The sequence below is a fragment of the Phenylobacterium sp. genome (genome assembly GCF_030693625.1).
Taxonomy (GTDB): Bacteria; Pseudomonadota; Alphaproteobacteria; order Caulobacterales; family Caulobacteraceae; genus Phenylobacterium; species Phenylobacterium ferrooxidans.
The window spans coordinates 12,405-27,154 of the sequence record NZ_JAUYAF010000065.1; the positions used below are offsets into that span (position 1 = coordinate 12,405).

13 protein-coding genes are annotated in these 14,750 nt (G+C 69.2%); 5 read left to right on the forward strand and 8 right to left on the reverse strand.

Annotated features, from left to right (window positions below; translation table 11 throughout):
* Positions 1 to 510: 510 nt before the first annotated feature.
* From Q8N10_RS14180 to Q8N10_RS14215, 8 genes are all read right to left on the reverse strand, one after another.
* On the reverse strand, positions 511 to 1,617 hold the full coding sequence (locus Q8N10_RS14180; RefSeq protein ID WP_304778710.1) for an ABC transporter permease: 1,107 nt from the start codon (positions 1,615 to 1,617) through the stop codon (positions 511 to 513).
* On the reverse strand, positions 1,617 to 2,714 hold the full coding sequence (locus tag Q8N10_RS14185) for an ABC transporter permease (RefSeq protein ID WP_304778712.1): 1,098 nt from the start codon (positions 2,712 to 2,714) through the stop codon (positions 1,617 to 1,619). The genes Q8N10_RS14180 and Q8N10_RS14185 overlap by 1 nt, the downstream gene beginning before the upstream one ends.
* A complete protein-coding gene (locus Q8N10_RS14190) occupies positions 2,711 to 4,411 on the reverse strand; it encodes an ATP-binding cassette domain-containing protein (protein WP_304778714.1) in 1,701 nt (566 codons plus the stop codon). Before Q8N10_RS14190 ends, Q8N10_RS14185 begins: the two co-directional genes overlap by 4 nt.
* Positions 4,412 to 4,415: 4 nt before the next feature.
* Positions 4,416 to 5,387 carry an HlyD family secretion protein gene (locus Q8N10_RS14195; RefSeq protein ID WP_304778716.1) on the reverse strand — a complete coding sequence of 324 codons (972 nt, stop codon included), beginning with the start codon at positions 5,385 to 5,387 and terminating at the stop codon, positions 4,416 to 4,418.
* Between the two features lie 68 nt (positions 5,388 to 5,455).
* A complete protein-coding gene (locus tag Q8N10_RS14200; RefSeq protein WP_304778719.1) occupies positions 5,456 to 6,697 on the reverse strand; it encodes an MFS transporter in 1,242 nt (413 codons plus the stop codon).
* Between the two features lie 11 nt (positions 6,698 to 6,708).
* Positions 6,709 to 7,890 carry a hypothetical protein gene (locus tag Q8N10_RS14205; protein ID WP_304778722.1) on the reverse strand — a complete coding sequence of 394 codons (1,182 nt, stop codon included), beginning with the start codon at positions 7,888 to 7,890 and terminating at the stop codon, positions 6,709 to 6,711.
* Positions 7,891 to 7,985: 95 nt separating this feature from the next.
* The gene (locus Q8N10_RS14210; protein WP_304778724.1) at positions 7,986 to 9,209 is read right to left on the reverse strand and encodes an acetate/propionate family kinase; all 1,224 of its coding nucleotides are present in this window, start codon (positions 9,207 to 9,209) and stop codon (positions 7,986 to 7,988) included.
* 21 nt (positions 9,210 to 9,230) lie between these two features.
* Complete coding sequence (locus Q8N10_RS14215) at positions 9,231 to 9,404, reverse strand: hypothetical protein (RefSeq protein WP_305663945.1); 174 nt, start codon at positions 9,402 to 9,404, stop codon at positions 9,231 to 9,233.
* A gap of 228 nt (positions 9,405 to 9,632) precedes the next feature.
* On the opposite strand from Q8N10_RS14215, the gene Q8N10_RS14220 reads away from it, so the two are divergent.
* The 5 genes from Q8N10_RS14220 (at position 9,633) to Q8N10_RS14240 (ending at position 14,736) form a co-directional block, all read left to right on the forward strand.
* On the forward strand, positions 9,633 to 10,673 hold the full coding sequence (locus Q8N10_RS14220) for a type II glyceraldehyde-3-phosphate dehydrogenase (protein ID WP_304778729.1): 1,041 nt from the start codon (positions 9,633 to 9,635) through the stop codon (positions 10,671 to 10,673).
* Between the two features lie 236 nt (positions 10,674 to 10,909).
* The gene (locus Q8N10_RS14225; protein WP_304778732.1) at positions 10,910 to 11,392 is read left to right on the forward strand and encodes a hypothetical protein; all 483 of its coding nucleotides are present in this window, start codon (positions 10,910 to 10,912) and stop codon (positions 11,390 to 11,392) included.
* A 19-nt stretch (positions 11,393 to 11,411) separates the two neighbouring features.
* Positions 11,412 to 11,666 carry a DUF2933 domain-containing protein gene (locus tag Q8N10_RS14230; protein ID WP_304778734.1) on the forward strand — a complete coding sequence of 85 codons (255 nt, stop codon included), beginning with the start codon at positions 11,412 to 11,414 and terminating at the stop codon, positions 11,664 to 11,666.
* Positions 11,667 to 11,676: 10 nt separating this feature from the next.
* Complete coding sequence (locus Q8N10_RS14235) at positions 11,677 to 12,345, forward strand: isoprenylcysteine carboxylmethyltransferase family protein (protein ID WP_304778737.1); 669 nt, start codon at positions 11,677 to 11,679, stop codon at positions 12,343 to 12,345.
* Positions 12,346 to 12,372: 27 nt separating this feature from the next.
* On the forward strand, positions 12,373 to 14,736 hold the full coding sequence (locus tag Q8N10_RS14240; RefSeq protein ID WP_304778739.1) for a cation-translocating P-type ATPase: 2,364 nt from the start codon (positions 12,373 to 12,375) through the stop codon (positions 14,734 to 14,736).
* The last annotated feature ends 14 nt before the right edge of the window (positions 14,737 to 14,750 follow it).

Genomic DNA, 14,750 nt, shown 5'->3' on the forward strand with positions numbered 1-14,750 from the left:
GGCCTGGCGACCTTCGCGCAAATCTCGGTTCGGCGAATTGACGTGGCGCAAGCGCGCCAGTGACGGACGCAGCAGCCGGCTCACATACGTATGACCATCGCGGAACACGCGGATTCACGCACGATGGCCTTGTGGGCCTCTGCGTGTTCGGGGGACCAGTTTCACTTCCAGGCCAGGAGGATGAGGTCGACAGATTCGTCGCGGGCGACGCAGGATTTCCGAAACCCGAGATCACCGCCCGAGCAGCAGCCGGACGCGTAGGGCGACGAGGGGTAGATTCAGGCCCGCCCCTGAAGTAACTCGCCTACCCACACCGGCCACCCACGTTGGGCTGGTCCAGCCAGAAGGGCGAGGTCAGTCTGCCCAGCCCCTGGGAATTGGCGGCACATGACGCGGTGACCAAGAGCACCACGGGCTCGGCGCCGCGCAGCCCCAGGCGAGCGCGCTCGGAATCGACAGCCTCGTCGAGGAGCTGGCTCCCCTAGGCGAAAAGCGTCGCCTGAAACGGGCTCACCACTGACGACGGAAGAGAAGCCAACTCGTCAGGAACATGGGGGCGCTGATCGCCGCGAGCGCAATGGCGTGAGGCCATAGCTCGCCTATGCCGGCGCCCTTCAGGAACAGGCCGCTGATGCTCTCGATGAAGTGGCGCAGCGGGCTGATCTCGGTCGCGAGCTGCAGCCAGGCCGGCATGCTCTCGATGGGCGCGATGCTCCCCGAGAGAAAGAGCAACGGGAAGAGGCCGAAAAAGCTGGTCAGCATGGCCTGCTGCAAGGTGGTGGTGATGGTCGCCACGAACACCCCGATCGACACGGCGCTCAGCAGGAACAGGAGATCCAGCCCAATGAGGTTGGTCAGGCTGCCGTTCATCGGCACGCCCAGCAGGCGCAGCACCAGCAGGGTGGGGAAGAGAGACCCTAGGCAGATCACGATCGGCGGCGTCACCTTGCCGATGAAGAGCTCGTGGGCCCGGATCGGCGTGACCCGGATCTGCTCCAGCGTGCCGTTCTGCTTCTCACGGACCATCCCCGCGGCCGGCAGGATCACGGCCAGCATGAACCCCGCCTGCGCAAGCATGCCGAGCGCCATGAAGCGGGTGTTGGTGAGGTCTGGATTGTACCAGACGCGCACCACGGGCTGCACGCCGGCCCGCATGGCCATCGATCCCATCAGCTGCTCGCGGGTGAAGCTCGCGGTCATCTCGACGATATAGGCCCGGGCGCGGGATGCCACATTGGCGTTCGAACCGTCTACGACCACGCCGAGGGACGCCCGGCGACCGGCCGCGATGCGCGCCCCGAAGTCCGGCGGAACCTCCACGACCGCGTCCACCGCGCCGCGCTGCAGCTGGCTCTCCGCCTGCCGCATGGAGGTGAACTCGTCGTGCAGCACGAAGGTGTCGGCGGAGGTGAGCTCGCGCACCAGGGCGCGGCTCGCCGCGCTACGGTCGTGGTCGATCACCCCGAGCTTCAGGTCCTTCACGTCGAAGCCCAGCGCCATGGTGCACATGACCACCTCGACGGTGGTCAGCCAGAAGATCAGGAACAGCACCACCGGGTCGCGCAGCATTTGCGCGAATTCCTTGGCGATCAGGCCATAGAGGCGTCCGCGGACCATCAGGCGATCCGCTTCTTGAAGAGCCAGGTAGCGAGCGCCAGGACGACGGCGGTGTAGACCACGAGCACGGCCACATTGGTCCAGAGCTCTGCCACCCCCGCCCCACGCATGACGATCCCGCGCGAGATGTTCACGAAGTACATCGTGGGAATCCGTGCCGAATAGCCCTGGAAGAACTCGGGCATTGTGAAGACCGGATAGACGAAGCCGGAGAACAGGAACGACGGCATCAACGTCACGATCAGCGTCACTAGCATGGCGGCCACCTGGGTGCGGACCAGGGTGGACACGAGGAGCCCGATCGAGACCGTGCAGACGACGTACACGAGCCCGAGCGCCGCCAGGAGCGCCAGGCTCCCGTGCATCGGCGTCTTGAACCACAGGAAGCCCGCCGCCAACACGATGGCGAGCTGCAGGGCGGCGATGGTGACATACGGCAGCAGCTTGCCGATGATGAACTCGATCTTGGTCAGGGGAGAGGCGTAGATCTGGGCGATGGTGCCCAGCTCCTTCTCGCGCGCCACGGCCAGGGCGGTGAGCAGCGGCGGGAAGGCCATGAGGATCACCGCAAACAGCCCCGGAACGATGAAGTCGCGGCTGCGCAGCTGGGGATTGTACCAGACGCGCACCTCCGGCTGGACCGGCATCTGCAGCGTCCCGTTCGGGAAGGCGTACATGATCGCGCGGCCGTAGGCGGACAGGATGGACGCCGTCGACGCATAGGTGCCGTCCACCAGGAACTCGACCGGGGCCGCCTCGCCGCGCGAGAGGCGCCGTCCGAACCCCGGCGGGATGGAGAGCACGGCGCGCGCCCTGCCCTGCATCAGGGCGTGCTCGGCGACCCTTTTGTCCTCCGGGGCGCCCGCGAACCGGAAGTAGCGGGTGTTCAGGAACTGGTTCGAGAGCGCGCGGCTGGCGGCGCTCTTGTCGTGGTCGACGATGACGAGCGGGGCGTTCTCCACGTCGAAGGAGAGCGCGTAGCCGAACAAGAACAGCATCACGAGCGGCATGAAGAGCGCGATCCAGACAGTGATCGGATCGCGGACGATCTCCAGGACCTCCTTGTGCGCGAACGCGAGCATGCGCGAGAGCTTCATGCCGCCCTCGCCTCGCCCCGGGCCCGCGCGATGAATCCGAGGAACACGTCTTCGACGCGCGCCTCCGCAAGGCCGAGCTCCGCGTTCAGGGCGGCCAGGGTCCCGAGCGCGATCATCCGGCCGTCCATCATCAGGCCGAGACGGTCGCAGTAGGTGGCTTCCTCCAGGTAGTGCGTCGAAACGATCACCGCGACGCCCTCGCTGGCCAGGGCCGAGATCAGCCGCCAGAAGCGGAACCGGGATAGCGGGTCGACGCCGGACGTCGGCTCGTCGAGGAAGAGCACCTTCGGCCGGTGGACAATGGCGCAGGCCAGCGCCAGGCGCTGGCGGAGCGCGCTAGAGAGGTTGCGCACCAGGCCCTGGTCCGCCGTCGGGAAGCCCGCGCGGTCGCAGGCCCACCGGATGCGCGCCTTCATCTCGGCCCCGGGGACCCCGTACGCTCGCGCGAAGAAGGTCAGGTTCTCCCCGGCGGTGAGGTCGGCGAACAGCGAGACCTTCTGCGACACATAGCCGATGCTAGACCGTACCTGTTCGCTCTGGCGGGCGACATCGAAGCCGGCCACCCTCGCCGAGCCCTCGCTGGGCACCAGCAGCCCGCAGAGGATGCGGATCAAGGTGGTCTTGCCCGCGCCGTTGGGACCAAGCAGGCCCAGCACCTCGCCGGCCTTGACCGCCACCGTCACGTCACTGACCGCGACGAAGTCGCCGAACCGGCGGGTGACGTGCTCGGCGGCGACGAGCACCTGCGACCTTGCGATGCGGACGGGTTCCGGCGGCAGGGCGTCGGCCGGGCCGTCGCCGGAGGCCGCCACGGTGAATACGTCCTCCATCGTCGGCTCGACCGGCTTCAGCTCGCGGCAATGCAGCCCGAGGGCGGGCGGCCTGTCGGCGGCGCGAAGCTGGACGCGGACCTCCTCGGCCGAGCGTCGCTGGAAGCTCAGCACCTCCGGCGAGGTCAGCAGCGCCGCCTCGGCCGCCGCCGGATCGGGGGTGCGCACGCTGTAGACCCGCCCCCGCGCCATCCCGCGAAGTTCCGACGGCGCGCCCATCGCCAGCGGCCGGCCGTCGCGCAGCAGCAGCACGCGGTCGCTGGCGTCGGCCTCGTCCATATAGGAGGTGGCGAAGAGGATCGACCGCCCCTCGCCGCGCGCCGTATCCAGGATCCGCCAGAGTTCGCGACGCGAGAGCGGGTCGACGCCGAGGCTGGGCTCGTCGAGGATCAGGAGCGGCGGCTCGTGGATGAGGTTGGCGCAGAGCGCGAGCTTCTTGCGCATCCCGCCGGAGAGCGCGCCCTCGCGCCGCGTCTGGAAGCGCTCCAGGCCCGCCATCGCTAGGAGCTTGGCTTTGCGAGGCGCGAAGGCCTCCTTCGGGACGTCCCGGATGGCGGCCGCGAAGGCGAGGTTCTCGGCCACCGTCAGCCGGTCGTAAAGCGAGAAGCCTTGCGACATGTAGCCGACACGGGCCTGAACGCGGTCCGGCCGCTTGCGAACGTCTTCGCCCAGCACCCTGCAGGCGCCCTCCGTGGGACGCAGGATGGCGGCCACCATCTGCAGCAGGGTCGTCTTGCCGGCGCCGTCCGGCCCGACCACGCCGAACACCTCGCCAGCCCCGACGCGGAAGCCCACGTCCTGCAGGACAGAGCGCCCGCCAAAGCGGCGGCCAAGCCCGTTCGCCTCGATGACCGGGGTCGCGTCCACCCGCCTAGTCCGGCACGCGGAGCGCGGCCGGCCAGCCGCGCCGGGCGTCCCACAGGATCCAGCTGTCAGCAGGCATCCCCGGCTTCAGCAGGCCCTCGGGATTGGCCGCCTCCAGCGTCACGCCATACACCGTGCGGCTGCGCTCGTCGGCGATGTGGACGTCGCGCGGCGTGAACTGGGCCTGGGCGTCGACACGCGCCACGCGGGCGGGGAGATCGCGACCCGGAAAGGCGTCGACCCGGATGCGCGCGGGCGCGCCCAGGCGCAGCCTTCCCAGGTCCCTTTCCTGGATGAAGACCTTCAGCCTCACGGTGGCGAGGTTCGCTAGCACAGCCACCGGCTGTCCGGCGGCCACCACCTCGCCGGGTTCGGCCAGGCGCTCCAGGACGGCGCCCGAGAGCGGCGCGACAACCTCGGTCTTGGCGATCTGCGAACGGGCGAGCGCAAGGGACTTCGTCGCCACCATCGCCTGGGCGTCAGCCTCCGCGCGCTGTTGGCGCAGCACGCTCACCTGGTCGCTTGCCGCGGCGTAGCTGTTGCGCGCGACGTCGAGCCGCTGCGCGGGGATCCAGCCTTGCCGTTCGAGCGCCTCGTATCGCGCCAGGTCGGTCCGGGCGGTCCGCGCATGGTGGGCGGCGAGCCCGATCTGGGCGTCGATCTGCGCAGCGGTCCGCAGCGCGGCCACCCGCTGGGCTTTGGCCCGCTCGGCCAGCAGCGTGTAGTCGGCGGGATCGATACGCGCCAAGGTCTCGCCCGCCCGGACCGACTGGCCCTCGACCGCGCGGTTCTCGACGACGCGGCCGGACACTTCGGGCGCGATCCGCACCTCGTCCGCCTCGATGCGCCCGCTGCCGTAGATCAGCTGCGCCGGCAGGGGTTCCGGCCGCATGCGCCAGTAGGCGACGCCAGACGCTGACGCGATGGCGACGAGCCCGAGCGCGACGAGCACCGCGGCGGATTTTGGCGAGAACTTCAAGGCCCACCCTCCTGATCGCATGGCGCCGGCATTGGACAAGGACGCAGCGACCGGCGCCTTGTTACAGCTCAAGCGCGGTGGGCGGCCGGGTCGAGCAGCGTCCGGCGCTGGACGAACGCGAACAGCGCCGCGCCCAGGACCAAGGCCGCGCCCAGCCAGAGCGCTGCGCCCGACGGCGCGGCGCTGGCGAAGAACACGCCCGCGAGGGTGGATCCCGCGGCCTGCCCCAATCCCGCCGCCGCGGTCTGGCGGCCGAGCTGGCGGCCCTGCGCGCCGCCCGCGCGACGGGACACCCAGTAGGCCAGCACGGGCACGAGCACGCCGCCGCTGACCGCGAAGAGCGCCACAGCGACGGCATAGAGCGGAAACGAGGTCGCGAACCCGGCCACAGCCATGCCGATGGCCAGTACGACGAACGCCGGCCCCAACAGCTCGGCCGTGCCACGCGGCTGGACCCGTGGCGAGAACACAGCCGCCTGCGCGGCGAACATGAGCAGGCTGCAGCCGACAAACAGCGCGCCCACCTGACCGGAGCCCAGCCCCAGGGTTCGCCCGCCCCGGATGGCGATGGAGACCTCGAAGACCCCGATGGAAAGCGACACCATGAAGGTCAGCGCAAGCAGCGCCCGGACGCCCACCTGCGGCCCCGGTCCGGCGCGACGAGCCGAGAGGTCCGAAGGAGTCCCGGGCGCCCAGCACCAGAGCATCGCCAGCACCAGCAGCGCCAGAACCGCCGCCGCCAGGAAGGGCGTGACCAGCACGGTCTGGCCGGCCACGTCGCGGAGCAGCAACCGGTCGGCCATCGTCCCAGCCACCGGGCCCAGCACGAAACCGGCCACCAGCGCCATGTTCAGCCAGGCGAGGCGGCTGGCCCGCCAGTGGTCGTCCGGCGCCAGGTCCGCGACCAGCGCGGAGGCCACCGGCATCACGGCCGCGGCCGTGACGCCGGCGAGCAACTGTTCGGTGTAGAGCGCCGGGAGGCCCGCGGGCGCTGCGAAGACGAGCAGGGTCGCGGCGAACCCGCCCATACCGATCAGCAGGAGCGGTCGGCGTCCCACCCGGTCCGACCAGGTGCCCCAGACCGGCGCGGCGGCGCCCAGGGCGAAAGTGAACACCGCGGCCAGGAGCCCCGCGTGCAGGGGGATGCTCACGGCCTCGCCGCCCGCCGTCACCGCCGCGATCAGCGGCGGCAGCAGCGGCATGTTGAGGCCGAAGGTGATGGAGATCGCGAAGGTGGCCGCGATCAGCGAGACGACCGCGCGGTTCCGCGCGGACCGATCCAGTGGCCGTGACGGGGACGGCGCTGCCACGAACCTGCGCCTCAGACGACGAAGAGCGGCGCGAAACCGCCGCCGGGCGTGCGCAGATTGGTGGCCTGCCCCTGGTAGAGACGCGCCGCCGAGAGCAGGACTTCGCCATCATAGGTGTAGAGCCGGACGTCCAGCTTCCGCGTCTGCGGCCGCCCATCGATGGCGATCTGGCGTTCACTCGGCGGCGAATAGGCCTGGGCCACATAGTCGGCCGCGAGGATCTCCGCCCAGACGCGCGTGGTCAGCTTCTCGCCTCGATAGACGCCCTTGCTGGCGTGGCCGCGCGTCGGCTTGAAGAACCACCGCTTGCGCTCCCGCCAGAGATCCTCCGCATTCTCCGGCGTGACGCGGATCGTCCGGGGGACGGCATTCAGCGCCTCGAGCGCCGGGGCGCTGACGCCCCATGAAGCAAGCGTCGGCAAGTCCGACAACAGGATGAGGTCACGCTTGTCCGCATAGAGCGCGTGCAGATGCGGGTTGGGCGTGACCACCACGGCGCCGTCCAGATAGGCGCTGCGGAGCTTGGTGTGGCGCGGCTCGTCGAAGGCGAAATCGACCAGGCGGTTGTAGACGAGGTCGATCGGCGCGCCGACCGCGGACAGCACGCCGTCGCAGTAGCTCAGATCGGCTGGATCGAGGATCAGCACCTCAGCGCCGTCGGCCGCCAGCACCCGCTGGGCGATCAGGAACTCGGGATAGAGATGCTGCTCCGCCGGCGCTTCGTCGACGATGGCGATGCGCCGAGGCGCGCCGGCGCGGCCCTGGTGCGACCATTCCCGGATAAACATGGCGCGTGCGGCTTCGGCGAACCCCTCGGCTTCTCCCGGCGCCAGGCCGATGCCGGCGTCGGCGCAGCAGACGCGCTGCGCCTGCCCGGCCAGCGCGTTCAGGAAGGCGCCGCCGGCGTTGGTGTTCACCTCGATCAGGCGGGGCCCCTGCGCCGTGAGATGGAAGTCGTAGCCCATCAGGGCCCCGCGCGGCCCGAAGTCGCGCGCCGCGATCGGCGGGGCCCAGGCGAGCGCGGCCCGCTGGTAGGACGGATTGCGAACCACCTCCTCGATCGCCGCGACGACGGCCCGCAGCTCCGCGACCTCGCCGGCGGACAAGAAGACCGGCGCGCGGGAGAACAGGTGCGGGCGGGCCTCCAGCATGGGGGCGGCGAGATCCCCGAGGTTTCCTCTGAGCGCGGCCAAGAGCGCGGCTTCATCCAGCGTTCGGCAGAAACAGCCCGCGTTGAGCCGCCCGGCTCTCGTGGCAACCTCGGACGAATTGTCTTCACAGCCGCAACTCATCGGGGCGTCTCCAATGCGGGCTGGCCATTTTGAGCGACGCTTGGCGGCGCTGAGACCATCGCCTCTCGTGTGTGGATCGCGATCATCTGCTCCTCGTCCGTTGGAATGACCCAGACGGCGACGCTGCTCCCCAGGGTGCTGATCTTGGCGTCTCCACGCCGATTGGCCGCGTCGTCGAGTTGCACGCCAAGCCACGCCAGGCGTTGGCAGATCGCGGCGCGGACCTCCGGACAATTCTCGCCGACGCCGGCCGTGAAGATGAGCGCGTCCAGCCCCCCGAGGGTTCCGGCAAGCGCCGCCGCCTCACGCGCGACCCGAAACACGAAGAGCTCGATGGCTTCGCGAGCCGACGCCTCATGGCTTTGAAGCAGCACCCGCATGTCGGCGCTCAGCCCCGAGACGCCGAACAGACCGGACCTTTCGTAAAGCAGGCCGCTCAACTGCGACCCGTCCAGGCCTTGCACCTGCAGCAGGTAGAGGATCACGCCGGGGTCGATGGATCCGCAGCGGGTTCCCATCAGCAAACCCTCCAGCGGCGTCGCGCCCATCGTTGTGTCGACGCTGCGCCCTCCAAACAAGGCGCAGAGGCTCGCGCCCGACCCGAGGTGGGCCGCGATCACCCGCCCGCCGGCGACCGATGGGTCGCACGCCCGAAGGCGGCCCGCGAGGTATTCATACGATAGGCCGTGGAAGCCGAAGCGGCGGAGCCCTTGCGCTTCAAACTCGCGCGGCAGGCCGAGGCGGTCCACCACCGGATCGTGTCCATGATGGAACGCCGTATCGAAGGCGAGCGCCTGAGGCAGGTCCGGGCGCGCCTTACCGATCGTGGCCGCAAGGGTGAGTGCCGGAAGCTGGTGGAGCGGGGCGAGCGGCGCGAGCGCCTTCAAAGCCTCGGCGATCTCCTGAGTAAGGATCATCGGCTGGCGGAATTGCGAACCGCCGTGGACGATGCGGTGGCCGACCGCCTGGACAGGCGTCTCAAGCTGGCCCTCGAACAAGGTCAGCAGGTCGAGAACGGCCTCGCCTTCCTGTGCGCTCCGCACAGGCGAAGGCGCCGGCAGCGCTACGCCCTCGGCGTCCCAAGCCTGGATCCGGAGATCGACGGGTCCATGGCTCAGGCGCGCGCGAAGGACGGGCCGCGCATCGGAGCCCTCAACGTCAAAGACGCCCAGCTTGGTCGTCGAGGAGCCGGTGTTCACGGCGAGAACATGCTGAGTCATGGGCGTCCCCGCACGCTCGGTTCAGCCGGTCGCCAAGGTGGGCTCGGGCGCCGTGTGCGCCGTCTTCTCGGCCGCGGCCACGACCGTCTTCACGGCCACGAAGCTGTCTGGGTTGACCGAGATCGAGTCGATGCTGAGCTGCACCAGGAACGGCGCGAACGCCGGGTGGTTGCTTGGAGGGGCGGGCTCACGCATGGCGTCAATCTCGACAAGCGGGGGCGACCGCCGAGCGACGGCGATGCCGCCGCGGGCGGGCAGGATCATTCAACTGACGCGGAAGCCCCTCCACCCTTACGCGGACAAAACGACGGCCGCGGTAATGTCGACGAAGCCGCGGCGTCTTTGGAGTCGGCGCCTCCCAGAGGTCCGATCTCGCACCGCCCGCGGCAAGCGACCATTACGCGGAGGCCAAGGGAGCGCGCGATGACTGGCGAACAGATCCGGGTTGCCGTGAACGGCTACGGCGTCATCGGCAAGCGCGTGGCCGCCGCCGTGGCCCTGCAGGACGACATGACGCTCGCGGGCGTGGCGGACCTGAGCGCCGACTGGCGCCTGAGGGTGGCGGCCGAACAGGGCGTCCCGGTCTATGCGGCGACGCCGGACGCCGCCGAGTCCATGGGCGCGGCGAGGATCGACGTGCGCGGCGCGCTCGGCGACCTACTGGGATCGACCGACGTAGTCGTCGACTGCACGCCCAAGAAGGTCGCCGCGGCCAATGTGGCGCACTACGCTGAGCGCGGCCTGAAATTTATCGTGCAGGGCGGCGAGACGCACAGCGTCACCGGTCACTCGTTCGTCGCGGAGTCCAGTTACGCGAGCGCGGTCGGCCGCGACGCCACGCGCGTCGTGTCCTGCAACACGACCTCCATTGTCCGCACCCTGGGCGCGTTGAAACGCGCTGGGCTCCTGCGCAGAGCACGGGGAACCCTGCTGCGGCGCGCCACGGACCCTTGGGAGAGCGACCACAGCGGGATCATGAACACCCTGGTCCCGGAGCCGGATATCCCCAGCCATCAGGGTCCGGACGCGCAAAGCGTGGACCCGGAGCTGGACGTGGTGACCATGGCGGTGAAGGTCCCGGAAACCATCGGTCACCTTCACTATTGGACGGTGCAGATGACCCGGGCCGTCCCGAAAGAGGAGGTGCTCGCCGCCTTCGCCCTCTCCGAGCGGATCGCCCAGGTGCGCGTCGCCGACGGATTGGGCGCGCTCAACGCCCTCAAGGAGATGATGCACGACCTCGGCCGGCCGCACGGCGACCTCTACGAAGTCGCGCTCTGGTCCGACATGCTGCGGGTTCAGGACGACGAGCTGTTCTACGCCTACATGGTCGACAACCAGGCCATCGTGATCCCCGCAACCATCGACGCCATCCGGGCGCTCAGCGGACGCACGCCAGACCCAGGCGCCTCGATCTCGCGCACCAACGCTAGCCTCGGCATCGGGCGCGTCGGCCGGTTGTAGGACACACACACGCTCTCCCCGTTGCGCTCGGTGAAGGGGGCGATGGCCGATCTTCGCCCCGACGCCTGCCACTGGCAGGTAGCGCTGCTCCAGAGGCCTGGCGACTAGCCGCGCGGCGAGCCCACGGCCAGTCGCCAGGCCCTCGCGTAATGGCTGCGCGCGTCCGGCGTCAAACTGAACGTCTCTCCCTCAGGCCCGGGTCTCCTCGGCGTCTGCGACAGCGAAAGGACATGGACATGCAAGCTGCTCGCACCGGGTCCAGCCGCACCCTTGCCGCGATCGCAGTGGTGGCGGCGACTCTGGCCGCATGTTCCCCCCGTCCCGTCCAGGGCCAGTCGCAGGTCGTCGATGGCCTCAAGTTCGACTATGGCCTCGTCGCCGAACCGGCTCGCGGCGCCCCGCCCGCGAGCCATCCCGATCCATCGATGCATGGCGGCGCGCCCGCCCAGCCGCACACCTACCACGTGGTGCTGAGCGTGGCCGACGCGAAGACCGGCCAAAAGGTCGATGCTTCGGAAGTGGCGGTGGGGCTCTCTGGCTCCGGCCATCCGTGGACAAATATCGCGCCCAGGGAGCCGATGTCGGTAAACGGCCAGGCGAGCTACGGCCATTACGTCGTGCTGCCCAAACCCGGCCCCTATCGGCTCGAATTCCGCGTCACGCCATCCGGCAAGCACCAGCCGGTAGGAGCCCGCTTCACGCTGGAACGGCCAGCCTAGCCGAGAGGAACACAAGACCGTGCCCGACCTCCCCAATTCACGCAGCCTGCTTCGCGGACTCATGATCGCCGCCTTCGGCGCGGCGCTGGCCTATCTTTTCTTCGGCGAGCACCGGGTGCATCTGCTGGGCTACCTACCCTTCCTGTTCCTCCTCGCCTGCCCGCTGCTGCACATGACCATGCATGGCCGACACGAGGGACATGGCGGCCACGGCCACCCGCCCGATCCGGCCAACCCGGGTGATCGGACTCCCCCCCAACAACCGCAATCCTAAGGAGCCGGCGATGCTAGAACCGCAAGCCTACGGGCTCTGGTCCCTGGTGATCCTGAACTCGGTGCTTTTCATCTTCTTCGCGTTCAGCTTCTTCAAGCCAAACACCGCGCGCGACTGGCGCTCCTTCGGCGCCTTCAGCGCCTTCCTGGTGGCGCTGTTCACCGAGATGTACGGCTTCCCGCTGACGATCTACGTCCTGTCCGGTTGGCTGCAGAGCCGCTATCCGGGCATCGACTGGTTCTCGCACGACGCCGGCCACCTGCTGGAGACGCTGTTCGGCTGGAAGGCCAACCCGCACTTCGGGCCGTTCCACATCATCAGCGCGCTGTTCATCGGCGGCGGCTTCTGGCTGATCTCGGCCGCATGGCGGGTGCTCTACAACGCCCAACGGACAGGTGAGCTCGCCACCACGGGTCCCTACAGATCGGTCCGCCACCCCCAGTACGCGGGCTTCGTGCTGGTGATGTTCGGCTTCCTCCTAGAGTGGCCGACGATCCTCACCCTGGCGATGTTCCCGGTGTTGGTGTTCATGTATTGGCGCCTGGCGAGGTCGGAGGAGAAGGATACGCTGGCCGCCTTCGGCGCGCGCTACGCCGCCTACACGCGCGTCACCCCGGCGTTCCTCCCGAAGCTCACCCGCCGCGATCGCAGCGCCGACACCGCGCCCGGACGCTCCTGATCCGCCACCCAAGCTAGTCGAGGTCCGATGTCCACGATCACCGTCGATGTGTCCGGCTTCCGGACGCCGCTGGATTCGCTCGTCATCGAGAAGCATTTGCAGGGGCTAAAGGGTGTCCGCAAGGCCACCGCCAACTTCGCCTCCGCCACCGCCAGCGTCGACTATGACGCGGCGAGGGTGGGTGCCGCGGACCTCGAACAGGCGGTGCGGGATTGCGGATTCCACTGCCGCGGCGAGGTGGTCCCGCGCCATGTCTGCACGCCGGGCGAGGACACCGTGTCCCACGGGCCCGGCCGCCACGACCACACCGGACATGGCGGTACGGCGCCGAAGGCCGCAGAGAAGGCCGACCATGACGATATGGCCAGCATGGGCCATGGCCCCGGGATGGACATGCAGGCGATGGCGCGGGACATGCGCAACCGCTTCGTGGTCAGCCTGGTCTTCACGATCCCGATCTTCTTCCTGGCGCCGATGGGCATGGAGGCCATGCGGGTCGATCCCCCCTTCGGCCTGCCGTTGAAGCCTACTCTCTTCGTGCTGGCCAGCGCGGCTATCCTCTATCCGGGCTGGCCGTTCTTCGTCGCCGCCGTCCGCGCGCTCCGCCGGCGGGTTTTCAACATGGCCGTCCTGGTCCTGCTGAGCGTTGGCACCGGCTACCTCTTCAGCGTCGGGGCGACCTTCTTCTTCGAGGCCGAGCAGTTCTACGAGGCCTCGGCGCTGTTACTGGTTTTCATCCTCCTCGGCCACTGGCTGGAGATGAGGGCCCGCGCCGGAGCGTCGGACGCCATCCGCAAACTGATGGACCTCGCCCCGCCCACGGCCAAGGTGCTGCGAGACGGGGTCGAGATTGACGTTCCCACCTCACAAGTGCAGGTCGGCGACCAGGTCGTCGTCCGCCCCGGCGGCAAGATCCCCGTGGACGGCGCCATCGAGGACGGCGCTTCGGAGATCGACGAGTCGATGCTGACGGGCGAGTCCCTGCCGGTGTCTAAGACGGTCGGCGACACCGTGATCGGCGGCTCGATCAACAAGACCGGCGCCTTCCGCTACCGCGCCACCAAGGTGGGGGCCGACACCGCGCTCGCCCAGATCGTCAAGCTGGTGCAGGAGGCGCAGAACTCCAAGGCCCCGGCCCAGCTGCTCGCCGACCGGGCCTCGCAGTGGCTCGTCCTGGCGGCCATCGCCGTCGGCCTCGCCACCTTCGCGGTGTGGTTTTGGGTGATCGGGGAGACGCTGCTGTTCTCCCTGACACTGACGATCACCGTCTTCGTCATCGCCTGCCCCGACGCCCTGGGCCTGGCGACGCCCATGGCGATCATGGTGGGTACCGGGCTCGGGGCGCAGCACGGCATCCTCATCAAGGACGCCGCGGCGCTGGAGGAGTCCGTCAAGCTCGACGTCATCATCTTCGACAAGACCGGCACCCTCACCCTGGGCGAGCCGAAGGTGGTGCAGGTCACCCCCGCCGCGGGGTTCGATGAGGCGATGATCCTGACCACGGCCGCGGCTCTCGAGCGCGGGTCCGAGCACCACATCGCCAAGGCGGTCCTGGAACGGGCGAAGACCCTGCCGGTGCTGGCGGCCAACGGCTTTGAGTCCTTCGGCGGCAAGGGCCTTAGAGCCACGGTCGAGGGCAAGACCGTGCTTTCTGGCAACCGTATGCTGATGGCCGACAACGGCGTCGACCTTGGCGAACTGGCGGCGGAGTCCGAGCGGCTGCAGGGCGCCGGGCGCACGGTGGTGCACATCGCCCGCGACGGACACGTGATCGGGCTGATCGCCGTCGCCGACGCCGTCCGCCCGACCGCAAAGGCCACGATCCGGCGTCTGCAGGAACTGGGCGTTAAGGTCGCCATGATCACCGGCGACAACCTCGGCACCGCCCAGCGGATCGCCGGCGAGCTCAGCATCGACATCGTGCTCGCCGACGTCCTGCCGGGGGACAAGGCGACCAAGGTCAAGGAGCTGCAGGCTCAGGGCCAGAAGGTGGGGATGGTGGGCGACGGCGTGAACGACGCCCCGGCGCTGACCCAGGCCGACGTGGGCTTTGCGATAGGCGCCGGCACCGACGTGGCCATCGAAAGCGCCGACGTGGTGCTGATGCGCAGCGATCCGGCCGACGTGGTCAAGGCGATCGAGCTCTCGCGGGCCACCCTCCGCAAGATGCATCAGAACCTCTGGTGGGCAGTCGGCTACAACGTCGTCGCCTTCCCGCTCGCGGCCGGGGTGCTCTATCCCATCACGCTCAGCCCCGAAGTCGCCGCCCTGGCGATGTCCGGCAGCTCGGCCTTGGTGGCGGTCAACGCCCTGATGCTGAAACGCACCCGCCTGGGCGCGAAGACTGTCGCCGCCCCGGACGCCAGGACCAGAGCATCGCCCGGGATCTGAGGGCGCGCTGACGC